24 protein-coding genes and 3 pseudogenes are annotated in these 23,216 nt (G+C 70.4%); 15 read left to right on the top strand and 12 right to left on the bottom strand.

The window, feature by feature from the left end; genetic code table 11:
* The first annotated feature begins 115 nt into the window (after positions 1–115).
* From AB0M56_RS35395 to AB0M56_RS35380, 4 genes and pseudogenes are all read left to right on the top strand, one after another.
* Entirely contained in the window at positions 116–820 is a 705-nt protein-coding gene (locus tag AB0M56_RS35395; RefSeq protein WP_364184488.1) for an RraA family protein, read from the top strand.
* Entirely contained in the window at positions 810–1,532 is a 723-nt protein-coding gene (locus tag AB0M56_RS35390; protein ID WP_364184486.1) for an SDR family oxidoreductase, read from the top strand. Before AB0M56_RS35395 ends, AB0M56_RS35390 begins: the two co-directional genes overlap by 11 nt.
* A pseudogene (locus AB0M56_RS35385) lies at positions 1,529–1,914 on the top strand (NUDIX hydrolase). Before AB0M56_RS35390 ends, AB0M56_RS35385 begins: the two are co-directional and overlap by 4 nt.
* A 158-nt stretch (positions 1,915–2,072) precedes the next feature.
* The gene (locus tag AB0M56_RS35380) at positions 2,073–5,324 is read left to right on the top strand and encodes an AAA family ATPase (protein WP_364184483.1); all 3,252 of its coding nucleotides are present in this window, start codon (positions 2,073–2,075) and stop codon (positions 5,322–5,324) included.
* 6 nt (positions 5,325–5,330) lie between these two features.
* Here AB0M56_RS35380 and AB0M56_RS35375 read toward each other — a convergent pair.
* The 8 genes and pseudogenes from AB0M56_RS35375 to pucL form a co-directional block, all read right to left on the bottom strand.
* A pseudogene (locus tag AB0M56_RS35375) lies at positions 5,331–6,413 on the bottom strand (glycerate kinase); the annotation flags it as partial.
* Positions 6,410–6,787 carry a gamma-glutamylcyclotransferase gene (locus tag AB0M56_RS35370; RefSeq protein WP_364184480.1) on the bottom strand — a complete coding sequence of 126 codons (378 nt, stop codon included), beginning with the start codon at positions 6,785–6,787 and terminating at the stop codon, positions 6,410–6,412. The gene AB0M56_RS35370 and the pseudogene AB0M56_RS35375, both read right to left, overlap by 4 nt.
* A 29-nt stretch (positions 6,788–6,816) precedes the next feature.
* On the bottom strand, positions 6,817–8,259 hold the full coding sequence (locus AB0M56_RS35365) for an NCS2 family permease (RefSeq protein ID WP_364184477.1): 1,443 nt from the start codon (positions 8,257–8,259) through the stop codon (positions 6,817–6,819).
* Positions 8,260–8,469: 210 nt separating this feature from the next.
* The gene (locus AB0M56_RS35360; RefSeq protein ID WP_220243638.1) at positions 8,470–8,958 is read right to left on the bottom strand and encodes a nucleoside deaminase; all 489 of its coding nucleotides are present in this window, start codon (positions 8,956–8,958) and stop codon (positions 8,470–8,472) included.
* Between the two features lie 30 nt (positions 8,959–8,988).
* Positions 8,989–11,298: a xanthine dehydrogenase subunit D gene (gene pucD / locus AB0M56_RS35355; RefSeq protein WP_364184474.1), complete on the bottom strand. Its 2,310-nt coding sequence runs from the start codon at positions 11,296–11,298 to the stop codon at positions 8,989–8,991.
* A pseudogene (locus AB0M56_RS35350) lies at positions 11,295–11,764 on the bottom strand ((2Fe-2S)-binding protein). Before AB0M56_RS35350 ends, pucD begins: the two are co-directional and overlap by 4 nt.
* Positions 11,755–12,639: an FAD binding domain-containing protein gene (locus tag AB0M56_RS35345; protein ID WP_364184471.1), complete on the bottom strand. Its 885-nt coding sequence runs from the start codon at positions 12,637–12,639 to the stop codon at positions 11,755–11,757. The pseudogene AB0M56_RS35350 and the gene AB0M56_RS35345 overlap by 10 nt, the downstream one beginning before the upstream one ends.
* A gap of 13 nt (positions 12,640–12,652) precedes the next feature.
* Entirely contained in the window at positions 12,653–13,525 is an 873-nt protein-coding gene (pucL, locus tag AB0M56_RS35340; RefSeq protein ID WP_364184468.1) for a factor-independent urate hydroxylase, read from the bottom strand.
* Positions 13,526–13,691: 166 nt separating this feature from the next.
* Here pucL and AB0M56_RS35335 point away from each other — a divergent pair, with 166 nt between their 5' ends.
* On the top strand, positions 13,692–15,242 hold the full coding sequence (locus tag AB0M56_RS35335) for a helix-turn-helix domain-containing protein (RefSeq protein ID WP_364184466.1): 1,551 nt from the start codon (positions 13,692–13,694) through the stop codon (positions 15,240–15,242).
* On the opposite strand, the gene AB0M56_RS35330 is transcribed toward AB0M56_RS35335, so the two are convergent.
* Positions 15,243–15,749, bottom strand: a complete 507-nt coding sequence (locus AB0M56_RS35330) for an SDR family oxidoreductase (RefSeq protein ID WP_364184463.1) — start codon at positions 15,747–15,749, stop codon at positions 15,243–15,245.
* A 193-nt stretch (positions 15,750–15,942) separates the two neighbouring features.
* Here AB0M56_RS35330 and AB0M56_RS35325 point away from each other — a divergent pair, with 193 nt between their 5' ends.
* The 3 genes from AB0M56_RS35325 to AB0M56_RS35315 are packed head-to-tail and all read left to right on the top strand — an operon-like array spanning position 15,943 to position 16,819.
* Positions 15,943–16,332, top strand: a complete 390-nt coding sequence (locus AB0M56_RS35325) for a hypothetical protein (protein ID WP_364184460.1) — start codon at positions 15,943–15,945, stop codon at positions 16,330–16,332.
* A gap of 5 nt (positions 16,333–16,337) precedes the next feature.
* Complete coding sequence (locus AB0M56_RS35320) at positions 16,338–16,649, top strand: DddA-like double-stranded DNA deaminase toxin (RefSeq protein WP_364184609.1); 312 nt, start codon at positions 16,338–16,340, stop codon at positions 16,647–16,649.
* On the top strand, positions 16,562–16,819 hold the full coding sequence (locus AB0M56_RS35315; RefSeq protein WP_364184457.1) for an Imm1 family immunity protein: 258 nt from the start codon (positions 16,562–16,564) through the stop codon (positions 16,817–16,819). The genes AB0M56_RS35320 and AB0M56_RS35315 overlap by 88 nt, the downstream gene beginning before the upstream one ends.
* A gap of 93 nt (positions 16,820–16,912) precedes the next feature.
* On the opposite strand, the gene AB0M56_RS35310 is transcribed toward AB0M56_RS35315, so the two are convergent.
* Positions 16,913–17,098 (bottom strand): DUF397 domain-containing protein, encoded by a 186-nt coding sequence (locus AB0M56_RS35310; RefSeq protein ID WP_364184454.1) that lies wholly within the window; start codon positions 17,096–17,098, stop codon positions 16,913–16,915.
* Positions 17,095–17,955, bottom strand: a complete 861-nt coding sequence (locus tag AB0M56_RS35305; RefSeq protein WP_364184451.1) for a helix-turn-helix transcriptional regulator — start codon at positions 17,953–17,955, stop codon at positions 17,095–17,097. The genes AB0M56_RS35310 and AB0M56_RS35305 overlap by 4 nt, the downstream gene beginning before the upstream one ends.
* Between AB0M56_RS35305 and AB0M56_RS35300 the strand changes: the two genes are divergently transcribed.
* The 4 genes from AB0M56_RS35300 (at position 17,954) to AB0M56_RS35285 (ending at position 20,062) form a co-directional block, all read left to right on the top strand.
* On the top strand, positions 17,954–18,307 hold the full coding sequence (locus AB0M56_RS35300) for a hypothetical protein (protein ID WP_364184449.1): 354 nt from the start codon (positions 17,954–17,956) through the stop codon (positions 18,305–18,307). The genes AB0M56_RS35305 and AB0M56_RS35300 overlap by 2 nt on opposite strands.
* 67 nt (positions 18,308–18,374) lie before the next feature.
* Positions 18,375–18,602, top strand: coding sequence for a hypothetical protein (locus AB0M56_RS35295; RefSeq protein ID WP_364184447.1), 228 nt, complete (start codon positions 18,375–18,377; stop codon positions 18,600–18,602).
* Positions 18,599–19,429 carry a Scr1 family TA system antitoxin-like transcriptional regulator gene (locus AB0M56_RS35290; protein ID WP_364184444.1) on the top strand — a complete coding sequence of 277 codons (831 nt, stop codon included), beginning with the start codon at positions 18,599–18,601 and terminating at the stop codon, positions 19,427–19,429. The genes AB0M56_RS35295 and AB0M56_RS35290 overlap by 4 nt, the downstream gene beginning before the upstream one ends.
* Before the next feature lie 69 nt (positions 19,430–19,498).
* Positions 19,499–20,062, top strand: coding sequence for a TetR family transcriptional regulator (locus AB0M56_RS35285; protein ID WP_364184441.1), 564 nt, complete (start codon positions 19,499–19,501; stop codon positions 20,060–20,062).
* Here the strand turns inward: AB0M56_RS35285 and AB0M56_RS35280 are convergent.
* Complete coding sequence (locus tag AB0M56_RS35280) at positions 20,038–20,931, bottom strand: hypothetical protein (protein WP_364184607.1); 894 nt, start codon at positions 20,929–20,931, stop codon at positions 20,038–20,040. The genes AB0M56_RS35285 and AB0M56_RS35280 overlap by 25 nt on opposite strands.
* Positions 20,932–21,145: 214 nt before the next feature.
* On the opposite strand from AB0M56_RS35280, the gene AB0M56_RS35275 reads away from it, so the two are divergent.
* The 3 genes from AB0M56_RS35275 to AB0M56_RS35265 all read left to right on the top strand — a co-directional run bounded on the left by AB0M56_RS35275 (position 21,146) and on the right by AB0M56_RS35265 (position 23,163).
* Positions 21,146–21,445, top strand: a complete 300-nt coding sequence (locus AB0M56_RS35275) for a hypothetical protein (protein WP_364184439.1) — start codon at positions 21,146–21,148, stop codon at positions 21,443–21,445.
* 117 nt (positions 21,446–21,562) lie between these two features.
* A complete protein-coding gene (gene folP / locus AB0M56_RS35270; protein WP_364184436.1) occupies positions 21,563–22,432 on the top strand; it encodes a dihydropteroate synthase in 870 nt (289 codons plus the stop codon).
* Complete coding sequence (locus tag AB0M56_RS35265; protein ID WP_364184434.1) at positions 22,432–23,163, top strand: pyrimidine reductase family protein; 732 nt, start codon at positions 22,432–22,434, stop codon at positions 23,161–23,163. The genes folP and AB0M56_RS35265 overlap by 1 nt, the downstream gene beginning before the upstream one ends.
* The last annotated feature ends 53 nt before the right edge of the window (positions 23,164–23,216 follow it).

Here is a 23,216-nt window from a genome sequence, read left to right as displayed (position 1 = left end):
GCGAAGCCGGGGCCAAAGACATTGCGCGCGAGACTCCGTACGGCGATTTCCGTGCCATGGTGCGGGATCCGTCCGGCAACGTCTTCCAGCTCGCTGCGAGAAAGGCCTGAACGAAATGAAGAACGACGAGCTGCGGCGCCGCTTCGAAACGCTCACCACCGCGCACCTCACCGACGGCTGCATCCGCGCGCGGTTGCAGGTGCGCTGTGCGCCGGCGGGCACGCGGGCGGCGATCGGTGGGCGTGTGGCCGGGCGGGTGTTGCCGGCGCGGCACGCGGGCAGCGTCGACGTGTTCCTGGAGGCGCTGATGAGCGCCGCGGAGGGCGACGTACTGGTGGTGGACAACGGCGGGCGCCTCGACGAGAGCTGCGTCGGCGACCTCGTGGCGATCGAGGCCGCGACGGCGGGCGCGTCCGGCATCGTGATCTGGGGCCTGCACCGCGACACCGCCGACCTGCGCGCGATCGGGCTGCCCGTGTTCAGCCTCGGGTCCCTGCCGACCGGACCGCTCTCGCTCACCGACCGCGCCGCGAACGCGCTCGAGTCCGCGCGCGTCGGCGAGTGGGAGGTCACGTCGGACGACCTGGTGTTCGGCGACGACGACGGCGTGGTCTTCATGCCCGCCGCCGAGGCCGACGACGTGTTCCGCCTCGCGGAGTCCATTCGCGACACCGAGCGCCGCCAGGCCGAACTCATCCGCGGTGGCAAGACGTTGCGCGAGCAGGTGCGCTTCGCCGAGTTCCTGCGCGCCCGCGAGGCCAACCCCGCGCTGACCTTCCGCGAGCACCTGCGCGCCGTGGGCGGGGCCATTGAAGAGTGAGCGCCCGGTCGCCCTGGTCACCGGCGTCGGCCGACGCGCGGGCATCGGGGCGGCCATCGCCGAACGCCTCTCGACGGACGGTTGGCTCGTCGCGTGCACGCACTGGCAGGCCTACGACGCGCGCATGCCTTGGGGCGCGGATCCGGTGCGGGCCGGGGATTTCTCGGTCGAAGCGGACTTGGCCGATCCTGCGGCACCGGCTTTGCTGTTCGACCGCGTGGCTTCTTCTCTGGGCGAGGTGACGGCTTTGGTGCTGGCGCACTGCGAATCCGTCGACTCCGGTCTCCTCGACACGTCGCCCGAAAGCTTCGACCGGCACTTCGCGGTGAACACGCGCGCGAGCTGGCTGCTGATGCGCGAGTTCGCGGTGCGATTCGGCGGACCCCACGGCAACGGCCGCATCGTCGCCCTGACGAGCGACGCCGTGGTCCACAACGTCCCCTACGGCGCCAGCAAAGGCGCCCTCGACCGCCTGATCGTGGCCGCCGCCGCGGAACTCGGCCCCCGCGGCATCACCGCCAACGCCGTCAACCCCGGCCCGACCGACACCGGCTGGATGGACGGCCCCCTGCGCACCGCCCTTCGTGATCGCACACCGCTGGGCCGCCTCGGCACCCCGCGCGACTGCGCCAACCTGGTGTCCTTCCTCTGCGGCCCCGACGGCACCTGGGTCACCGGCCAGCTCCTCACCTCCAACGGCGGCTTCTCATGACCACCAAGCTCCTCGCCTACGTCTGGCTCTCCCGCGGCGCCACGGTCCTCCTCCTTCGCCGTGCGCCCGGCACGTTCCTCGGCGAGCACTGGGAGCTCCCCGGCGGCACCGCCGAGCCCGGCGAAGCCCCGGAGACCACCGCGGTCCGCGAGGTGGCCGAGGAAACGGGCCTGCACGTCCGCCTCCTCGGTGAACGCGCCCGCCTCTCGTGGCCCGACCTCGACGGCCGCCCGCTCACGATCCACGCCCGCGTCTACGACGCCGCCGAACCCACGCCGGGCACGGTGACCCTCAACCCGCCGAACACGACGACTTCATCTGGGCGACAACCGAAGATGCCGCGGCACTCCGTCTGGCGCCCCACCTCCACCTGCTCGGATAGGGCGGCGGCTGGTCACCGGGTGCCGCTGGGGGTGGTGAAAAGCGGGCGAATCCGGGGAAGAAGAAGCCGGTTCACCGCCGGCCCGGAAGGGTCGCGATCGCGCTGAGATGGGTGTAGGCAGAGGTTGCGTCGAGACCGACGGTGCGTGGAGGTGTCGGGTGGGCACAGCTGAGCTACCGGGCCGAGATCCGGACACCCGGGTCTCAGTACTTCGCGAGGACGAGCGCACGCGGATCGTCCGGCTGTTCCTCCCTGATCACACCGTCGTCTGCAAACAGCCGCTCGGGCCGGACGCGCCGGGACGGCTGCGGCACGAGCGGGCGGTGCTGGAACAGCTCCGCGGGGTCCCGGGGGTGGCGCAGCTGGCGGACGCACCGCAGTACGCGGGGGCGATCGTGCTGGCGGACGTCGGCGGCACGAACCTGGCCGGCCTGTCGAAGCCGCTTCCCGTCGATGTCCTGGTCGACGTCGCGCTGGGCCTGGCCAGAGCCGTGGCGGCCATGCACCGCCGCGGCGTGCTGCACCGGGAAATCACCCCCGCGAACGTCGTGATCTCCCGCGACGGTGCTCCGTACCTGGTGGACTTCACGCTGGCCACTTCGCTCGCCGACGCCGGCCGTCCGTTCTCCGATCGCAGCGAGATCGTGGGGACTCTCGCGTACCTGGCGCCGGAACAGACCGGGCGGACCGGCCGTTCCGTCGACCAGCGGGCCGACCTGTACTCGCTGGGTGCGACGCTTTACGAACTGGCGACGGGGGCACCGCCGTTCGGCTCCGGCGATCCGCTTCGCCTCACCCACGACCACCTGGCGCAGGTCCCGGTGCCGCCGGACGAGGTGAACCCGGCTTTGCCGGCGGCCCTGCCCGAGATCATCCTTCATCTGCTCGAGAAGGAGCCGGACAGCCGGTACCAGACGGCGGAGGGCGTGGTCCACGACCTGGAGCGGCTGCGGGACGCCCGGGCGGGACCGGTCCGGGTCGGTGAACACGACTTCCCGCTCCGGCTGGTCGCGCCACCGAGACTGGTCGGGCGCGAAGCCGAGGTGGCCGTGCTCCACGCGGCGTTCGAGGACGCGCTGACGGGCCGGTGCCAGGGAGTCATGATCAACGGCGAGGCGGGGGTGGGCAAGACGGCGTTGGTCGACGAGCTGCGCCCGGCCGTGACGAGCCGGGGCGGCTGGTTCGTGGCGGGCAAGTTCGACCAGTACCGGAGGGATCTGGAGTTCGACGGGGTGCACCAGGCGTTCCGGGCGTTGGGAAGGCTGCTGCTGGCCGAGCCGGAGGGCGAGCTGACCGAGGTCCGGCAACGCATCTTCGCCGCAGCCGGCCCGAATGTGGGCCTGCTGACCGCTGTGGTGCCGGAGTTCGCCGCGCTGCTGAAGGTGCCGCCCGATCCCGGCGATCCGCTCACCGCGCAATCGCGGGCCCAGCACAACAGCGTCCAGATCCTGCGGGCGATCGCGTCGCCGGAACGACCGGTGGTGCTGCTCCTCGACGACCTGCAATGGGCCGGGCGAGTCCCACTCGGGTTCGTCGACCTCCTGCTCGACGAGGAACCGATCGCCGGCCTGCTGCTGGTGGGTGTGCGCCGCGACGACGACGTGGCTTCGGCAGAGCCACCGGCAGGGTCGGAAGACCGAGCCGGTGTGCGGTACCTGCGGCTGGGCAACCTGCCCAACCCGAGCCTGGTCGCCATGGTCGCCGAGATGCTGCACGCCGACGCCGTCGCGGCGGCGAGCCTGGTAGAGGTGATCGAGCCGCGCACGTCCGGCAACCCGTACGAAACCGTGCAGCTGCTCAACGCGCTGGGCCGCCACGGTGTTTTCGAGCGCGGAGCTCCACTGTCCGAATTGGACGAGGTGATGCGGTGGCTGGCCGCGCGGGTCAGGGACGCACCGGAAAACTTCCTGCACCTGGTGCGGTTGCTCGAGGCCGAGCGGGCCTGGGCGGTCGACGACTTCCGCGGTGCCGTGCGGGCGTTCGACGCCGCCCGGCGCGAGGTCGTCCAGCGTCGGCGCCCCTGGCACCGGGCCCTGATCGCCGAGCGCGCGGCGCGCTTCCACTTGGCGCACGACATCGACCACACCGGCTTCGACCTGCTCGCGCAGGCCCGCGACGACTACGCCGCCTGGGGCGCGACCGCGAAGGTGGCGCAGCTCGACTGGGCCTACCCGGCTCTGCGATCAGGAGCCGGCGCGACGGCCAGTCTCGAGGAGGCCCGACCGGCGGGTGCCGTCCACGAGCGCTCCGCGGTCACCACGGGCACCCTCGACCTGCTCGGCGTCCTGTCCGCGTCGCGGGCGCTGAGCTCCGGGACGAGTATCGAACGCCTGCATTCGCGGGTCGTCGATGTGCTCAGCGCGATGACCGGTGCCACCGTCGTCCGCCTCGTGCTGTGGAGCGACGACCGGCGGGACTGGCTCCTGCCCGCCTCCGCTCCCCCGAACACAGCGACGGGCGCCGATCATGACCACGCGGTGCCGATGTCGGTGCTGCGCTACATCCGCCGGACGGAGGCACCACTCGTCGTCGACGACGTCACCCGCGACGACCGCTTCGCCCACGACCCGTGCTTCGCGGGCCTCACGCGCTGCTCCTTCCTCGCCGTGCCCGTCCTCAGCCGCGGCACTCCGCGGGCGGCGCTGCTGCTGGAAAACCGGCTGATCCGCGGCGCGTTCACCGCGGAGCGGCTCGACGCCGTCAAGCTCATCGCGGGCCAGCTCGCCGTTTCCCTCGACAACGCCCAGCTCTACGCCCAGCTCACCGCGTCGCGGGCGCGGATCGTCACGGCGGCCGACCAGGCACGCCGGCGCATCGAACGGGACCTGCACGACGGTGCTCAGCAACGGCTCGTCGCTCTCGCGTTACGGCTGCGCGCGACACAGGCGCAGGTGCCACCGGAACTCACCGAACTCGCCGCCGATCTCGGTGACCTCGCCGCCGAAGCCACCAGTCAGCTCAACGAGCTGCGCGAGATCGCGCGCGGTATCCACCCGGGGATCCTCGACACGGGAGGACTCCAGGCGGCCGTGCGCACGCTCGGCCGCCGCTCGCCCATCCCGGTCGACGTCGACCAGCAGCCGGCGCAGTCGCTCCCCAAGCACGTCGAGGTCAGCGCCTACTTCGTCGTCGCGGAGGCGCTGACCAACGCGGCCAAGCACTCACGAGCGTCTTCCGCCTCGGTGACCATTCGCCTCGACGCCGCGAAAGCCCTCTTGCTCGTCACGGTCCTCGATGACGGAGTCGGTGGCGCCGACTTCACCCGGGGCACCGGTTTGCTCGGCCTCAAAGACCGGGTCGAAGCGATCGGCGGCCGGATCGTCCTGCAGAGCCCGCTCGGAGCCGGGACCAGCCTGCACGCGGAACTTCCGCTCGCCGACCCCAGCCGATCCTCCGCGCTGGACGGTTGAGGCGCGGTCGCGGGCCAGGCGTTCGGCGAGGCGGCGCAGCAACGGCGCCGCGTTCGTCATGCAGCGCGCCGGGTCCGGTTCGAGGTCGGTGAGGGCGTGGACGGCGGTGAAGCCGGCCGCGCGCCACTCGGCCGGGGACAGCAGGCAGCGGCCCGCCACGGCAACCGTCGGGACGCCGGCGCCCGTGGCCGCGCGCAGGACGCCGACAGGGGCCTTGCCGTGCAAGGACTGCGTGTCCAGGGAACCCTCGCCGGTGATGACGAGACGGGCATCGCGAACCGCGGCGGAGAAGCCCAGGAGGTCGAGCAGCAAGGAAATACCCGGCCGCAGCCGAGCGCCCAACGCCGCCAGCGCCGCGAAGCCCACCCCGCCCGCCGCGCCGGCGCCCGCGGCCGAGGCGGACGAAGGACCCAGCACCGAAGCCCACTGGCGCAACCCGGCTTCCAGCACGGCAACATCCTCAGGGCTCGCACCCTTCTGCGGCCCATACACCGCCGCCGCACCCGAAGGCCCCAACAGCGGGTTGTCCACGTCGCAAGCCAGGTCGATGTCCACAGCGGACAGACCAGATAAGTCCACAGTAGACACCGAGGCCAACCCGATACCGCCAAGAGGCACCGCGGCGCCGGAAGAATCCAGCACCCGCGCCCCCAGCGCCGTCAGCATCCCGGCACCACCATCCGTGCCCGCACTCCCGCCGACACCCAGCACGATCCGCGACGCCCCGGCGGCCCGCGCCGCCGCGATCAGCTCGCCTGTGCCATAACTCGACGCCGTCAGTGGCGCCGGCAGCCCACCCGGCAACCGCTGCAAACCGGACGCCTCGGCCAGCTCCACGACGGCAACGTCACCCCGGAGCGCGAAGAACGCCGTGATCCGCCGCCCCGTCGGCCCGGACACGCGCACCGGCACCCGGCGGAACCCGGCGGCGACGGCGGCGGCCACCGTGCCGTCACCGCCGTCCGCCACCGGGAGCTCGACCACCGGCTCGTCGCGGGACACCTCACGCAAGCCGGCAGCGACCGCCGAAGCGACCTGCGCCGCCGTGAGCGAGCCCTTGAACTTGTCGGGCGCGACCAGCACCGTCATGACTGAGACCGGAACGCCCGCCAGTCACCGATCTCGGTGATGTCGCGCAGCTGCACGTGGGACGTCTGCGGCCGGCGCAGCAGCATCGCGAACGCCGAGCTCCCGTCCGCCAGCTCGATCACGCCCAGCTCCAGCTCGGGCGGTTCGGCCGGCAGCACCCGGTCCCGCAGCGCGTCCAGGGACACCTCGTACACCTCGCCCGCCACCGCACCGCCGCCGTGGGCGACCGGGACCAAAGCCGGGCACTGGCCGCCCACGGAGTAGAAGCGGTACTTCGGCGCGGTCGTCGTCGAGGCGACGAGAGGGGCGCCGTCGAGCAGGTGGTGCAGCGGTTCGCCGCGCATGGCGCCGCCGTTGAGGAACATCAGGGTCACAACGGTTCCTTTCCTCCGAGCTGCCACAGCTACAAGACAGCCTTGACGACGTCGATTCCGAAGTAGACGGTGAACACCAGTGCCAGCACCGTCAGGATCCAGCCGGCCTCGCGCCACTTGCCCTTGCACGTCTTGATGAGCACGAACGCGATGAGGCCCGCGCCCACACCGTTGGTGATGGAGTACGTGAACGGGATCAGCGCGACGGTGAGGAACACCGGGATCGTGTAATCACTGTCCTGCCAGGGGATGTTGCGGCACTGCGCCACCATCATCCCGCCGATCACCACGAGCGCCGGCGCCGCGGCCTGCGCGGGGACGATGCCGGCGATCGGCGTGAACAGCAGCGTCGCGGCGAACAGCGCGCCGGTGACCACGCTCGCGAGCCCGGTCCGCGCGCCCTCCCCCACGCCCGCCGCCGACTCGAGGAACACGGTGTTGGGCGAGGAACCCGAGAGCCCGCCGGCGATCGCGCCCGCGCCGTCGACGAACAGGATCCGGCCCATCCGCGGCACGCGGCCGTCCTTCGACAGCCCGGCCTCGGCCGACACACTGGTGATCGTGCCCATCGCGTCGAAGAAGCCGGACAGCACGAGCGTGAACAGGAAGATCGTGGCGGTCAGCGCACCCGCTGAAGCGAAGCCGCCGAACAGGTCGATGTGGCCCAGCAGTCCGAAATCAGGCACCGCCACCACGTGGCTCGGCAGCGTCGGGGTGGTCAGACCCCAGTTCCCCACGTGGAAACCGTCGTGCAGCACCACGGCGAGCACAGTGGACACCGCGATGCTGATCAGCACCGCGCCCGGGACTTTGCGCGACATCAGCACCGTCATCAGCAGCAGCCCGAAGCAGAACACCGCGATCGGCCAGCCGTCGAGGTGCCCGTCGAAACCGAGCCGAACGGGCACAGTGGACTCGGCCGAGTCCGGCGTCCGCGTGACGAACCCGGCGCTGACCAGGCCGACGAGCGCGATGTAGAGCCCGATGCCGACCGTGATCGCCATCTTGAGCGATGCCGGGATCGCGTTCATGATCCGTTCCCGGATCCCGCTCACGGCCATGATCACGATGCAGACGCCTTCGAGCACCACGAGTCCGAAGGCCTGGGGCCACGTCATCGCCGGCGCCATCTGGAACGCGACGATGCCGTTGATCCCGAGACCCGCGGCCAGCGCGAGCGGCGCGTTGCCGACGAGTCCCATGAGGATGGTCATCACCGCGGCCGCCAGCGCCGTGGCCGTGGTGACCTGGGCAGCGCTGAGCTTCGCGCCGGTGATGTCGGCGGAAGCGCCGAGGATGAGCGGGTTGAGCAGCACGATGTAGGCCATCGCGACGAACGTGGTGATGCCGCCGCGCACCTCGCGGCCCACGGTCGTGCGACGGGCGGTGATGTCGAAGAGCCGGTCCGTAATGGACTTACGAGCTGGTCCTGGAGCCGGGGTCACAGCGTCGTCGATGTGTACCTGGGTCATGCGTCGTCCCCTTGCCGGTGGGTGTGCTCCACCGCGCCCCGTGTTCGGACGGGACGCGGCGAGCCTGACGAGTTGCGTTTTTTGTGGTGCTCCGGTCAGCACCGGGATGTGCCCGGGGTACGGGCTTCCGGTGTCGGGCGCTTCTTTATCGGGCGCTTCTTTGTCGGGCACTGCGGGGCCGGACCGGGGAGAACCGCCGGCGCCGAGCGCCTAGTAGTCGACGCGGTCGGGCCGGTCCAGCCAGGCGTCGAACGGTGCGAAGCCGTCTTTGAGGGACAGCCGGGAAACGGGTACTTCCCAGGTTTCGCGGGGCTTGTCGAACAGTTCGTAGAACGCGCGGTCGTCGAAGCCGGCCTTGGCCGCGTCGTGGCGGTCGGCCGCGTAGACCACGCCGTCCACCCGCGCCCAGAGCGCGGACGAAAGGCACATCGGGCACGGTTCGCACGAGGACACGAGCACGCAGCCGGTGAGCTTGAACGTGCCGAGTGCCTGGCAGGCCGCGCGGATGGCGACCACCTCGGCGTGGGCCGTGGGGTCGAGCGAAGGGGTGACGCGGTTGACGCCGGTCGCGATGATGTCACGGCCCTTGGCGACGAGCGCGCCGAACGGGCCGCCGCCGTCGGCGACATTGCGGGTCGCGATGCGCACGCTCTCGAGGAGCCATTCGCGCTCGAGGTCGGCGTCGAGGGAGAGGGTCATTTCGCTTGCGCTCCAGACAGTTCTCGGAAATCAGGTTCCGGTGATGTGCTCGGGCCGGATCGGGACCCGGGGCAGTTCGAGGCCGGTCGCCGCGCGGATGGCGTTGGCGACCGCGGGCGTCGAGGAGATCGTGGGCGGTTCTCCGACGCCGCGCACGCCGTAGGGCGCGTGCGGGTCGGGCCGCTCCAGCACGTCGATGCGCATCGGCGGCATGTCCAGCACGGTCGGGATGAGGTAGTCGGTGAACGACGGGTTGCGCACCTTTCCGGCCACCACCTGGATCTCCTCCATCACGGCCAGGCCGAGACCCTGCGCGGACCCGCCCTGGATCTGGCCGAGCACCGCGTCGGGGTTCATGGCCTTGCCCACGTCCTGCGCGCAGTCGAGCTGCACGACCTTGACCAGACCCAGCTCCACGTCGACGTCCACCACGGCGCGGTGCGCGGAGAAACCGTACTGCACGTGGGCGTCGCCCTGGCCGGTCTCCGGGTCGAGCGGGTAGGTCTTGCGGTGGTGGAACTCCCGCGTCTCCTCGACGATCTCCTCACCGAGAAGGTCCACAAGGGACACGACGACCTCACCGTCACCGGCCACGATCTTGCCGCCTGCCAGCGACATACCTTTCGCAGCACAGCCCAGCCGGCGTTCGGCCAGCGCGTACACGGCGTCGGCCACCGCACGGCACGCGTTGCGCACGGCACCACCGGTCACGTAGGTCTGCCGCGAAGCCGAGCTCGAACCCGCGTCGCCGACGCTCGTGTCGGCCGGGTGCACGGTCACCCGCGGCACGCCCAGCTCGGTGCGCGCGATCTGCTGCTGCAACGTGACGAGCCCCTGGCCCACCTCGGCCGCGGCCGTGTGCACCAGCGCCACCGGCTCGCCGCCGATCACCTGCAGCCGCACGCGGGCGGTGGAGTAGTCGTCGAGCCCTTCGGCGTAGGAGATGTTCTTGATGGTCACGCCGTAACCGACCCCGCGTACCACGCCTTCGCCGTGGGTCACATTGGACGCACCGCCGGGCAGGTCGCGGATGTCCGCGTTCTCACCACGTTCCGGCGGCAACGGCATGTCCTTCAGCCGCTGGATCAGCTCGGCCACGGGAGCCGGGAAGTCCACGAGCTGGCCGGTGACATTGGTGGAGCCCTCGCTCATCGCGTTGCGGATCCGCAGGTCGGCGGGGTCCATGCCGAGGGCCGTGGCGAGTTTGTCCATTTGGGACTCGTACGCGTACGTCGGCTGCACCGCGCCGAGGCCGCGCATCGCGCCGCACGTCGGGTTGTTGCTGTACACACCCCAGCCCTCGATCTTCGCGTTGGGCACGTTGTACGGGCCGACACTCAGCGTCGTGCCGTTGCCGACCACCACCGGCGTCTTCGACGCGTAGGCACCGCCGTCGAAGTACATCCGGGCGCGCACGTAGACCAGATCGCCCTCGCGCGTGGCGCCGTGCTCGTAGTACATCTTCGCCGGATGCCGGTGCACGTGGCCGAAGAAGGACTCCTCGCGGTTGTAGACCATTTTCACGGGCCGGCCGGTGTGCAGCGCGAGCAGGCACGAGTGGATCTGCATCGACAGGTCCTCGCGCCCGCCGAACGCGCCGCCGACGCCGCTGAGCGTGAGCCGCACCTTCTCCAGCGGCAGGCCCAGCGCCCGCGCGGTCTGCTTCTGGTCCACGTGCAGCCACTGCGTGGCGAGGTAGAGGTCCACGCCGCCGTCGTCGTCGGGCACGGCGAGGCCGGACTCCGGGCCGAGGAAGGCCTGGTCCTGCATGCCGATCTCGTAGACGCCGGACACGACCACGTCGGCCTCCACGGCCGGGTCACCCTTCACGATGCGTTGGTAGCGCACGAGATTTCCGCCGGGGTGCAGCTTCGGCAGGGTCTCGTCGTGCGCGGCGCGCTCGGGATCGGTGACCGGTTCGAGCACCTCGTACTCGACCGCGATGTGCTTGAGCGCCTGCCGCGCGATCTCCGGGTGGTCGGCCGCGAGGATCGCCACCGGCTCACCCTGGTAGCGCACGCGGTCCTCGGCCAGCGCCGGCGTGTCCTGGTACTTGAGGCCGTAGAGGTTCTCGCCGGGCACGTCCTCGTGCGTCAGCACCGCGTGAACGCCGGGCTGCGCCAACGCGCGGGAGACGTCGAGGCGCACGATCCGCGCGTGCGGGTGCGGGCTGCGCAGCGTGGCGCCCCACAGCATGTCCTCGTGCCACAGGTCCGAGGAGTACGCGAACTCGCCGCGCACCTTGAGCGTGCCGTCGGGTCGCAGCGGGCTCGTGCCGATGCCGCCGGTGACGGTGTCGGCCAGCTCCTGCGGTGACCGGGCCGGGGCCGGGCGCGTCATGCGTGCTCCTTCCGCGCGGCCGCGAGCCGGACCGCGTCGAGGATCTTCTCGTACCCGGTGCAGCGGCAGAGGTTCCCGGCCAGCGCTTCGCGGATCTCGGCGTCGCTCGGGTTTTCGGTGCGCGCCACGAGATCGTGGGCAGTCACGAGGAGCCCGGGCGTGCAGAAGCCACATTGGACGGCTCCGCATTCCACAAAGGACTTCTGGATCGGGTCCAGGTTCTCACCGTCGGCGAGCCCTTCGACCGTGCGCACCTCGCGGCCCTCGGCCTGCCCGGCCGCGACCAGGCAGGCGCACGCCGGCACCCCGTCGAGGTATACCGTGCACGAGCCGCACTCGCCCTGCTCGCACGCGTTCTTCGAGCCGGCGAGGCCGAGCCGTTCGCGCAGCACGTAAAGCAGGCTTTCGCCTTCCCACACGTTGTCCGCCTGGCGTTTTCGCCGTTGACGTTCACGTTCACGCGCATTCCGTGCGCCTCCCTCCGCAGTATTCGGTCCAGGCCCAGCCGAGCGTCCGGCGCGCCAGCACCGACAGCGCGTGGCTGCGGTAGTCGGCGCTGCCGCGCACGTCGTCGATCGGCGCGGCCGCGGCCGCCACCAGCTCGCCGAAGCGGCGTTTCACCGAGTCGGCGAGCGCTCGCGGGCGGTCCCACTGGTCGTCGGCCGCCAGCTCGCCCGCGAGGAACGCCTCGGCGTCGAATGCGCAGCGCGGTGTCGGGGCGGCCGAGCCGACGCCCGTGCCCACGCGGCGTTCGGCCGGGTGCACCGCGAGGCCGAAGGCGCAGACCGCAATCACCATCGCGTTGCGGGTCCCCACCTTGCTGAACTGCTGCGGCCCGCTCGCCGGTGCCAAGTGGACGGCCGTGATCAGCTCGTCTTTTTCGAGCACATTTCGCTTCACACCAACATAGAAGTCCTTCGCCGCCACGCGCCGGGTGCCGCGAGTGGACGCGATCTCCACTTGTGCGTCGGCCGCGAGCAGCGCCGGGTGCGAGTCACCCGCGGGCGAGGCCGCGCCGAGGTTGCCGCCGACGCTGCCGCGGTTGCGGATCTGCGGCGAGCCGACCGTGCGGGCCGCCATCGCGAGTCCCGGCAGCCGGCCGCCCAGCTCCGCGATGATCCGCGTGTACGGTGTCGCGGCAGCGATCCGGATATGGCCTTCCACGACGTCGTGGCCGTAAAGCTCGCTGACGCGGTTGAGGTCGAGCAGCGCCGGCGGGCGGCGGTGGTCGAAGTTGATCTCCACCATCACGTCGGTGCCGCCCGCGATCGGCACGGCGTCGGGGTGGGCCGCCTTGGCCTCGAGGGCCTCGGCGAGCGTGGTCGGGCGCAGGAACTCCACTTCGGCCTGCGTCTCAGGACCAGGCCGGCCCGGCGGGCGGCGCGTCGTCGCGCAGCACGGTGCCCTCGATCAGCCCGTACGGCCGGTCGGCGGCGTGGAAGACCTCACCGGGGTTGTCGAGACCGAACGGCGACAGGTCGGTGAGGAAGTGGTGCTTGTTCGGCAGCGACAGCCGTACCTCCACGATCTCGGGCACGGTTTCGAGCACGCGCGAACCCATCGCGTACAGCGTCTGCTGCAGCGACTGGCTGTGCGTTCCGCCGAAGGCGTCGAGCAGCGAGGCCAGGGCCGTGTCGTACGCGCCGGCCCAGTCGACGTCTTCACGGGCGAAGCGCCAGCTCGCGTTGACAGCCGTGGCCAGGATGCGGTCCTTCGTTTCCGGCAGCGTCGTGTAGCCGTCGCGCGGGAAACCCCAGAACTCCGAGCCGGTGGTGTCGAGCACCGTGAGGTCCTCGACGCCGCCGAGCACCCAGGCCTGCGCGCCGTCGTAGTGCACGGTCGTGGTGCGCGTGCCGCCGCCCGAGCGGGCGAACGAGTGGTGGGCCGGCTGCCCGCCGACCGTCAGGCGCTGCCACGGGTACGACTCCACGTGCACGCGGGCGCCGTGGATGCTCTCCTGCGTGGTGACGAAGTGGCGCGCGAGGCGCAGCGCGTAGTCCTCGATCTCGCCGACGCCGTCGCGGGCGAACGCGAACACCGTGTTCTTCTGCGTGTCGGTGGCCAGCACCTTGTCGTTGGCGCCGGTGAGGTGGGTGTCGCTCATGTCGCCGGACAGCGAAACGCTGACGTTGAGGTCGGTGATCCGGTGCTCGTCGCCGTCGCGGTCGACGCGCACGACCCGGTTCTCCGCCTTTCCGTAGCGGTTGTCGCCCAGAACGATCGCCATGGTGTTCCTTCCCTTCGCTCGTCGGCCAGTACACACGCCGTGACGTGGCGCGGACCACGGCAGATCCACCGAAACCGGGTGGGCGTCGAGGGTGGTTTTTCGTAGGTTCCTCCAAACGACGGCGGCGCCGGCGTGTGCGCTACTTGAGCCTGGAAGGAGGTGCCGCGTGCGGCTGGGTGCGCTGCTGGACACGGCGGAGCTCGGGCTGACCCTGCTCACCGGTGAGTCGGCACTGGACCGCGAGTTCGGGCGCGTCTTCCAGGCGACGCTGCAGGATCCGACGCGGTACCTCAGCGGCGGGGAGATCGTGCTGTGCGGCATGCGCTGGCTGCCCGGGCCGGCCGAGGCCGAGGAGTTCGTGGGCGTGCTGGCGGCGGCGGGCGTGGTCGCGCTGGGTGCCGGGACGGCGGAGGTCGGAGGGCCCGTGCCCGAGCACCTCGTGGAGTCGTGCCGACGGGTCGGGCTGCCGCTGTTCGAGGTCCCGCTGTCGGTGTCCTTCGCGACCGTGACCGAGCGTGTGATCCTCGGCCTGGCCGCCGAGCGTTCCGCCCCCGCGCACGACTCGCACCGGCGGCTGGTCGCGGCCGTGACCAGCGGCGACGGCCTTCCCGCGCTGGTTTCCGCGGGCGCTGCCGAGCTTGGCGTGGACTGCTGGGTGCTGAGCGCGACCGGCCGGCTGATCGCCGGCACGGGCTCGCCACCTTCCGATGCGCGCCGGGCCGCCTTGGCGCGCCGGTTCCTCCGCGCGGAACGACTCCCGTTGACCGTCCCCGGCGACGACGGTCCCGTCACGCTGCTGGCCGCCGCCAGCCGCTCGGGCCACCGCGTGGCGAGCTGGTTCCTGGTGGCCTCCGGCGACATCGGACGCTGGGCTGTTTCCCGGCGCGAACTCGCTCTGGAGCTGGCTCCGTTGATCGGGCTGGAGCGTTCCCGCGTCGACGAGGCCAAGCGCATCGAGAACCGGGCGGCCGAGCCGCTGCTGCGGTTGGCCCTCTCCGACGACGCTTCCCCGGCTTCGTTGTCCGCGCGGCTCGCGGCGCTGGACTTCCCGCCGTCGGCGCACGTCGTGACCCTCTCCGCCGCAGTCGAGGGCGGCGGGCCAGGCCTCACCCAGGTGCTGGTGGAGGAGCTGCTCGCTTCGGCCCCCGCTCCCACGCTGGTGGCCACCGTCGACGGCGAGACCTTCGGGCTGTTCCCGGCTCACGACCGCCTGGGCCGCCTCGCCGAGACCCTGCGCGAGTCCGTCCGCGCGGTCGAACCGGCCCTCGGCTCCGCCCGCCTGTCCGTCGGCCTCAGCCGCGCGCCCGACGTGGCCGGCCTGCGCTCCGGCCTCCAGGAGGCGCGCCACGCCCGCACGCTGGCCGCCCTTTCGCCGGGCCGCGCGGCCGTGCTGGCGGGCGACGAGGTGGCCTCTCACCTGCTCCTGCTGGCCGCCGTGCCGGATGATTTGCGCCGATCTTTCGGCTCGAAGGTCCTCGGACCCGTGCTGGCGTACGACGCCGCGCACGGCTCGGAGCTTCTCCCGACTCTGAAGGCTTTCCTCGAGCACTCCGGCTCCTGGACTCAGACGTCGGGAGCGCTGCACCTGCACGTGAACACCCTGCGGTACCGGATCTCGCGCATCTCGGAGCTGACCGGCCGCGATCTGGGCCGGTTCGCGGACCGGGTGGATCTTTACCTGGCGGGGTGTTTCACGCAGGACTGGGGTTGGTCGTGATCAGCACTTCCCGCTCCCAGACGCGCTGGGTGTGCAACCGCCAGTAATGCTCGGCGACGACGTCCGGGTCGAACGCGGTGCCCTTCTCCACGGTGCCGCCGACGGTGACCGTGGCGAAGTGCAGCGTGGGGACTGCTCGGCGAACAGCGCCGTCACCGTGCGGAGGCCGGCTTTGCCCAGCGAGAGGCTGGTGTAGGCGGCTTGGGGCTCCGGCATCCCGCCGGTGGTGAGGAAGGTGCCGTGGCCGCGCTGGGCCATCTCGGGCGCGAGGTGCGCCGCGGCGGTATAGGCGCCGAGGACGTTGACGCGCCACAGCCTGAGGTGCTCCTCCGCGTCGAGCTCCCCTGGCGCGTTCCTGCGGATGGCGGCGGCGTTGTAGACCACGACGTCGGGCAGGCCTTGGTCTTCGGTCACCGCGTCGAGCGCGTGGCGCAGGGACTCCTCGTCGCCCACATCGGCGAGGTGGGTCACCGCGTCGACCCCGAGATCTTTCGGCTGCCGCGCCACAGCCGCCACCCCGAACCCTCCCGCGCGAACCGCCGCGCGACCGCCGCCCCGATCCCCGGCCCCGCCCCGATCACGACGATTCCCGCCATGAGTCGACCGTAGCCGTCCGGGGCGGTTCTCCTGCGTGCCGTCCAAAGAGTGACGGCGCTCCGCTGAACTGCCAGTATGGCCGCAGGGGGCGGTACTGGCAGGAGTGCAGGCGCTGGCGGCGACCATACGGACGGCACTCACCAAGCTGTCCACCGCCGGCCTGAAACAGCCCGCTCAGATGCTCGAAGAAGCCACCCAGGCGCTCAGCCAGACCGGCTCTCAACAGCCCGAATCGCGGAATGCCATCGCCTGCCACAACGCCGCTGCGCGGGACATCGACGGCGTGGTGGAGACGATCGGCCGAGTCACCGGCACGCTCACCGGCTACCTCGATCGCATCGGAGCACATGATCCGCCGTACGAAACCACTGGCCCGGCGGTCCGGCAACGCAGACGACAACTGCCGCCGAGCCGCCCGCCGCGGTCCCGGACGGTCAACGTCTCACACGCGAGCAGGCCGAAAGCTTGCAAGCCGAGTTGCCGCCGCTGGTAATCACCATGACCGGTCAGAAGACTCATGGCCGGAGGGTCGACGAACATGGCCAGGCGCATGAGATCGTCAGCGGGAACGACGCGGACGCGGCGGAAGCGGCGCGATTGCTGCGCGAAAAGGGCATCCCGCAGCGCGGCGACGAGACCACCACCGCCGACGTCGAGCAGAAGATCGCCGCCCGTATGGTGCGGGAGGGACGCAAACACGTGGACATCGTTCGGTGCCGCCCATGGCCGAATGCTCGGTTTCCGGCGGCACCGGCCGTGGCGTGTTCTTTCTGGGCGTTGGACAGGAGAAGGGCTTCGTCGTCTTCATGACGCCCCGAGCAGCGCAGACAGTGGGCAACCCTTCACTTGCCGGAAAGGTGCTCTACGACTACATGGCACACGTCCGAGAGATCCCGGCCCAGTACGAAGTGCCCATGGACCAGGCTCGGGCCGCGGCGCTGGCGTTCCTGGAACGAGAAGAGCTCCCGCCGAGCGTGTAGTTCGGAGTCAAGAAAAGCGCGACCGCAGGCCGGCGTTCGCCATGAGATGCGTAACCCGCTCAGAGTGCGCGAGGTTCCACAATGGACAATCGGCTACCGGTCGGCGGCCACGGACTCAAGCAAGGCGGACCACGCTTGCGGTCGGAGGCCGAGCTGCCCGCCGGTTCGGTCCTTCGTGTCACGGACGCCGACGTGGTCCTCCGCGAACCTCACCTCAACGCAGTCCGCGTTGTTCACGCTTCGGCTCGACTTGAACCAGTTGTCCCGCCGCGTGGTCACTTCTGCTTCTCCAGATCCGTGAGTGCATCCGCGATGAGCTCTGCGGAAGCTCCAACGCTCATTGCCTTCTCGCGCGCAGCGGCTGCCGCCTGCCGATAAGCCTCGATGTCGCTGGGGTCGCGCAGAATCACACCGCTCTGCCCGAGTTCGAGGTTCACCATCGGTGGCGCCGAGTCCGAATCGAACACGATGAACGCGCCGCTGAGTCCTGCATTCCAGCCGGCCGCGAACGGCACAATGCGGATCTCGACGTTCGGCAGCTCGGTCATCTCGCTGAGGTAGCGCAACTGGTCGGCCATCACCTGGCGACCGCCGATCAGGTGCCGAATCGCGGCTTCACCCAGGAGCACGTCCAGTTCGGCCGGGCGCCGCCGGGTGATCAGCTCGCGGCGGCCGATCCTCATCGCCACTCGTTCATCGATCTCGTTTTCCGGTGCGCCGCCTTCGACCATGATCGTCCGGATGACGTCACTCGTCTGGAGAACACCCGGAATCAGCAGCGGCGCTACGTGGGTGACCGCCGTCGCGGTGCGTTCGGCGGCGAGCAATGCCGCCATCTGGGCTCGGCGCTCCGGCAAGGTGACCGCGAGCCACTGACCAGCCTGCTGCCGACTCGAAACGTCGGCCAAGTCGAGCAGCTCACCTGCCTCGTCGCCCTCGATCTCCAGCGCTTCGATGATCGCTTCGAGATTCTCCGGTGAGCACCTCCGCTCCCCGTTCTCCCACCGCGAGATCAAGCCGGAGTCGCGGCCGATCAGCTTGGCCAGAGCTCGCCCAGACACGCCGCGAGATTCCCGCGCCTTCTGCAGCGCTCGCCCCAGATCCACCGCAGCTTGACCACGGGTGCTGACAGCCATGCAGCACATCGTAATCGAGCCGGACCAGTACTTGAACGCCACCCATTCAGGTCATTGCTGCGTAGTGCTGCCATCGATGACACTGATGACGCATCACAAACATCACTGTCATCACCGGGGAGGCACCACCGTGGACGGCTTGGACTGGCGGTCGAGGTTGATCGCGCCGGCGCGGGCGCTGGACGGGGGTCCCGCGCAGGTCGTGGTGGGGCGGGTAGTGCATGCGGGGACGTTCTTCGCGGCGGCGCAGATCGATACCGGAGCGCCCGTGCTGCTTCGGCCGCAAGCAGCGAACGAGCTGATCGCGAACATCCGCCAGGTCGTCGACCGGAACGCACAGGGGAAATCGTGAGAGAAGCAGAGCACGGCGCCAACGCGAAGACACCTGCGGGCGACGCGATCACCACCGGCGTGTGGCGATGAGCTGGGAGGTCGCGTTCGTCCTGGTGGCCATGGCTGTTCCGATCGTTTTCGTCGGTGCCGTGGCCGTCAGCGAGAACCGGCACAACCGGCGCGTCCAGCGTTCTCCCGAGTCGGTGCGCGCCATCTGCACGCGCCTCGAGCGCGAGGAAGCCGGCGTCGGCCGCGTCCATAGGAACGAAGACCGAAACGAACACCGGAAGCAAGCTCAGGAAGAACAACAGTGAAAACCGGAAACCGCGCCACCTCACCTGCCGTCGTCGCGCTCGGTGCAGAGCTGCGCGCCGCGCGGTTGCAGGCCCACTTCGGCCTGCGTGAACTCGCGAATCGGGCCGGACTTTCGCCCGGTCACCTCACCAACTGGGAAGCCGGCTACCGCACGCCGCCACCGGACATGCTGTCCTTCCTGCTCGGCCTGCTCAAACTGCCCCAGGCCGAGTACACCAGGCTCCGAGACCTCGCCGCCAGCACCCACAGCACCATGCACGCGGTGCACCTGCGCGCCGGATCGACGCTCATGCTGCACGCGTATGAGCAGGCCGCGACGACCATCGCCGAGTGGTCGCCGACGTTCCTGCCCTCTCACCTGCAGACCCGCGCCTACACCTGGGAGATGCTCGAACACACGACACCTCCCGGCGGCAGTCCGGAGAGTCGCCTCTTCGAGCTGAGCGCCGAGCCGGCTCCCGCCAAACACGGTGTGGCGACGAGGAAATCGATCGTCAGCCGGCGATCATTGCGGAACCCGGTGATCAGCCGGGAGACGTCGATCGTCCAGCACGAGCAGCTGCTCCGCACCCTCGCCCGCGAGCCTCAAGCGATCCGACTCCTGGCCGCCGAGCAGGAGGATCTGCCCGGGTTCACGATCTACACCACAAGTGGCCAGAGCCCGACTGTCGCGTTGCGGCATTCGCACACCACTGTGTACCTGACCTCGGAGGAAGCTGTTGCCGACTACGTCGAAAAGCTGGCGCACCTCGCCGGCGAAGCGCTCTCATCAGCGGAAACGGAGGCTTTTCTCGCCGACGGGTTGCGAGACCTTCGGGCGCGGTGACGACGGCGCGCGCGTGACGTGGACGACCAAACCTCAACTCACCGACCAGTTGGTTGGTAACCTCACCGGATGGCGCGCGACGCGGAACAGACCAAGCAGCGGCTGCTCGAAGCCGCGATCAGCGAGTTCGCCGCATACGGGATCGCGGGGGCGCGGGTGGATCGGGTGGCCGCGGCGGCGGGGTGCAACAAGGCGATGATCTACTCGTACTTCGGCAGCAAGGAGGGGCTGTTCGACGCCGCGTTCGATGAGCGGACGGGGGCGTTCTTCGAGGCGGTGCCCTTCGACGCCGGGGATCTCGCGGGGTACACCGGGCGGGCGTTCGACTACTTCGACGAGCATCCCGAAACGTTGCGGCTCTCGACGTGGTACCGGCTCGAGCGGTCGGAGGCCGAGCATCTCGCGGCCATCACCGAGGCCAACGACGTCCGGCTGCGGGAAATCGGGCGGGCGCAACACGAAGGCGAGATCTCCGGGCACTTTTCGCCCGTGCAGCTGCTCGTGCTGATCCAAGCGCTTTCCGCGGCGTGGCACAGCACCAACCCGGAACTGGGGCCGCACCTGCCGAGCGCCCGCGCGGGGAGGCGGCGGACGCTCGTCGACGCGGTTCAGGGATTGCTTGCGCTGAAATAGCCAGCGGGGCTTTTCCCGCGAATCAACGAAAAAACAACGGTGCCGGCCAGAACGAGAGAGGCCGCGACCGAGAGCGCCAGTAAGAACCAAGGCGCGGCTAAGGGCGGAATTCCCGCGAAGGCCTCGATACCGATCACCGCGGTGAGCACGGCGTCGGCGGCCACGGCGAGCCAGACGACGCGCAGGCGAGCCCGCTCGGGCAACGCCGTAAAGCGCAGCAGCCACGCCAGCCCGGGCAGCACGAGGATCGCGTGCATCGCCACGGCGTGCAGGGGTTTCAGAGAACCGGCGTTCGTGTAGGCCAGCTCAGGGGACCCGCCGCGCGCCTCGACGACACCGCGGGCGATCATCACCGCGCCCGTGGCGAGGGCGACCATCAGCACCAGCAGGCCGAAGCGCACGGCGACCAGCATGCTCGGCGCCATGCTGCCCGCCGAACGGAAAGCCGCGGCTGTGAAGCCCAAAGCCGTCACCACGATCACGCCGCCACCGGCCGCGAGCGACATCGACACCACCGTGTCGAAGCCGGTCTCGAAGTTGAAGTGCGACGGAACCCCTCGCCACGCCTGCATAGTCACGAGCACGACCTCCGCCACGCACGCCACGACGAACGCACCGAGCAACCCGGTCCGGGCCCGCGGCCGCAGCACGACGTACGACGTCGCCCACGCCACCGACGCCAGCGTGAGACCGAACGACAACCCGAACGTGACCGCCTTGCGCAGCGACACCGGACCGAGCCACGTGCCGCCGCTGGCCAGCAGCACCACCGCGTTCACGACGCCGCTCGCGAAGAGCACCGCCCCCACCACGTACGCGACGCGTTCCACGCGCCTGCCGTCCCGCCAGATGCGGCCCACGGCGTCCATCACCGGCTGAGTCATGACGTCAGTTTGGTGCTGTGACGACGTTTCGTCGTCCGCTTGGTGTCGACACCCGCGTACGCAGATTTACGTACGCCGTCCATTGTGAAAACGCGAAAAAAGAGCACGTAAAGAACACATTGCAATTCCGGGATAACGCGTGGGCGCCGCCACTCGGCAGGAGGATGCGACTGCCGTGAATGAGTTCTACTCTGAAGACATGTACATAGCCTTGCTCGCCTACACGGCGCCTCGAAACGAAGTCGACTACGCACTGGCAGAACACGCGGAGTGGTTGCGCACGCACTTCTCCCGCGGATTGTTCCTGGTTTCCGGAAAAGGGGACACCGAGCACGACCAGGTCATCCTCACCCGCCCGTGTGTGCGCGGCAAGCTGGACGCCGTGCTCGCCACCGACCCGCTCGTGGTCCAGCGCCTCGCGCACTACACCGTGATCGAATTCTCCGCCACTCGTACCGCCCACGAATTCCACGCCATCAACGAGGCACTCGCCTCCTGAAGTCGCCGGCCCGGGAGCAGGTGGCCTTCGGCGGTGTTGCCCGCCACCTGCCCGCCGTATCACCGTCGTGCGCTCGCCTATGATCGCGGCAACCGACGTTCCGGTACGGGAGAAGCCATGCACACGCCCGACCTCGTCTTCCGAGGCCGCCGCCTCACCAGCGATCGCGCGCTGGTGATGGCCATCATCAACCGCACCCCCGATTCGTTTTACGACAACGGTGCGACCTACCTCGAGACCCGCGCGCAGGACGCCGTCCGCCGCGCGTACGCCGAGGGCGCGGACCTCATCGACATCGGCGGCGTGCCGGCCGGCAAGGGCCCCGAGGTCACCACGGCGGAGGAGATCGCCCGTGTGGTGCCGACCGTCGAATGGGCGCGCGAGACGTTCCCGGACCTCGTGATCAGCGTCGACACCTACCGCGCCGAGGTCGCGGACGCCGTCTGCCGCGCCGGCGCCGACATCGTGAACGACAACTGGGCGGCCTTCGAGCCCGAGATCCTGGACGTCGCGGCCGAGCACGGCGCGGGGTACATCTGCTCCCACACCAACGGCCTCACGCCGCGCACCGAAGCCGCGAAGCCGCAGTACGACGACGTGGTCGGCGCCGTGATCGACGGCACCACCGAGCTCGCCAAGCGCGCGTTGGAGCGCGGAGTGCCGCGCGAAGGGATCATGATCGACCCCTGCATCGACTTCGGCAAGAACTCCTACCAGTCGCTGGAGCTGATGCGGCACACGCAGGCGCTCGTGGACACGGGCTGGCCGGTGCTGATGGCGCTGTCGAACAAGGACGTGATCGGCGAGACGCTCGACGTGCCCGTCGGCGAGCGCGTGATCGGCACGCTCGCGGCCACGGCTGTCGCGGCGCTGCACGGGGCCGCGATGTTCCGCGCCCACCAGGTCGTGGAGACGCGGCAGGTGGCGGAGATGGTGGCCAGCATCGTCGGCACGCGCCCGCCCGCGCACGTGGTGCGGTCGGTCTGATGCGCGAGATCTTCCCGAGCGCGCGAGACCTGGCCGAGGCCGACCTGGAGGCCCTCTACGCATACCCGGCGCCTGGCAAGTGGCTCGCGGTGAACTTCGTGTCGAGCGCCGACGGTGCCGTCACCGTCGACGGCCGCTCGGCCGCGTTGTCCACGCCCGCCGACCGCGTGATCTACCGGCTGGGCAATGACCTCGCCGACGTCGTGTTGGTCGGTGCGGGCACCGCCCTGCTCGAGGGCTTCGAGGGCATGCGCCCCGACGAGCACTCCGCCGACCGGCGCCGCCGCCACGGCCTGGCGCCGATCCCGCCGGTCGCCGTCGTGACCTCGGGCCGGTCGCTGCGCCCGGACGCGCCGGTGATCACGAACGCCTTGGTGCCCACCATCGTCATCACCCACGCCGGCACCGACCCCGACCTGCGCGCCGCCTGGACCGCCGCGGGCGCCGACGTGCTCGTGGCCGGCACGGACGCCGTCGACCTCAGCTCCGCCGTGTCGGCCCTCGTCGCCCGCGGCCTCACCCGCATCGACTGCGAGGGCGGCCCGCGCCTCTTCGCGTCTCTCCTGGCCGCCGACGCCGTCGACGAGCTCCGCCTGACGATCTCCCCCTTCCTCATCGCGGGCCTCGCCCCGCGCGCGGCTTTCGGCGACACCATCGACCCCGAGCGGCTCCAGCTGGCCTCGGTCCTCGAGGACGACGGGACGTTGATGCTGCGGTACCTGCTCCACTGAGGTCACGGGGCGGCGCGGGGCCGCCCGCGCCCGCGCCGCTGCACGACGGCATG

It is taken from the genome of Amycolatopsis sp. NPDC051372, assembly GCF_040682095.1.
Lineage (GTDB): Bacteria > Actinomycetota > Actinomycetes > Mycobacteriales > Pseudonocardiaceae > Amycolatopsis.
Note: the sequence above shows the minus strand (reverse complement) of the source record. Positions and strands in the feature narration are given on the sequence as shown.

Excerpts from the sequence above, each read along its gene's own strand:
- AB0M56_RS35395 (WP_364184488.1), top strand. The coding sequence starts at position 116 with ATGAAGAACGACGAGCTGCGGCGCCGCTTCGAAACGCTCACCACCGCG.
- AB0M56_RS35365 (WP_364184477.1), bottom strand. The coding sequence starts at position 8,259 with ATGACCCAGGTACACATCGACGACGCTGTGACCCCGGCTCCAGGACCA.
- AB0M56_RS35360 (WP_220243638.1), bottom strand. The coding sequence starts at position 8,958 with ATGACCCTCTCCCTCGACGCCGACCTCGAGCGCGAATGGCTCCTCGAG.
- pucD (WP_364184474.1), bottom strand. The coding sequence starts at position 11,298 with ATGACGCGCCCGGCCCCGGCCCGGTCACCGCAGGAGCTGGCCGACACC.
- pucL (WP_364184468.1), bottom strand. The coding sequence starts at position 13,525 with ATGGCGATCGTTCTGGGCGACAACCGCTACGGAAAGGCGGAGAACCGG.
- AB0M56_RS35320 (WP_364184609.1), top strand. The coding sequence starts at position 16,338 with ATGACCGGTCAGAAGACTCATGGCCGGAGGGTCGACGAACATGGCCAG.
- AB0M56_RS35315 (WP_364184457.1), top strand. The coding sequence starts at position 16,562 with ATGGCCGAATGCTCGGTTTCCGGCGGCACCGGCCGTGGCGTGTTCTTT.
- AB0M56_RS35300 (WP_364184449.1), top strand. The coding sequence starts at position 17,954 with ATGCAGCACATCGTAATCGAGCCGGACCAGTACTTGAACGCCACCCAT.
- AB0M56_RS35305 (WP_364184451.1), bottom strand. The coding sequence starts at position 17,955 with ATGGCTGTCAGCACCCGTGGTCAAGCTGCGGTGGATCTGGGGCGAGCG.
- AB0M56_RS35295 (WP_364184447.1), top strand. The coding sequence starts at position 18,375 with ATGAGCTGGGAGGTCGCGTTCGTCCTGGTGGCCATGGCTGTTCCGATC.
- AB0M56_RS35285 (WP_364184441.1), top strand. The coding sequence starts at position 19,499 with ATGGCGCGCGACGCGGAACAGACCAAGCAGCGGCTGCTCGAAGCCGCG.
- AB0M56_RS35280 (WP_364184607.1), bottom strand. The coding sequence starts at position 20,931 with ATGGACGCCGTGGGCCGCATCTGGCGGGACGGCAGGCGCGTGGAACGC.
- AB0M56_RS35275 (WP_364184439.1), top strand. The coding sequence starts at position 21,146 with ATGTACATAGCCTTGCTCGCCTACACGGCGCCTCGAAACGAAGTCGAC.
- folP (WP_364184436.1), top strand. The coding sequence starts at position 21,563 with ATGCACACGCCCGACCTCGTCTTCCGAGGCCGCCGCCTCACCAGCGAT.
- AB0M56_RS35265 (WP_364184434.1), top strand. The coding sequence starts at position 22,432 with ATGCGCGAGATCTTCCCGAGCGCGCGAGACCTGGCCGAGGCCGACCTG.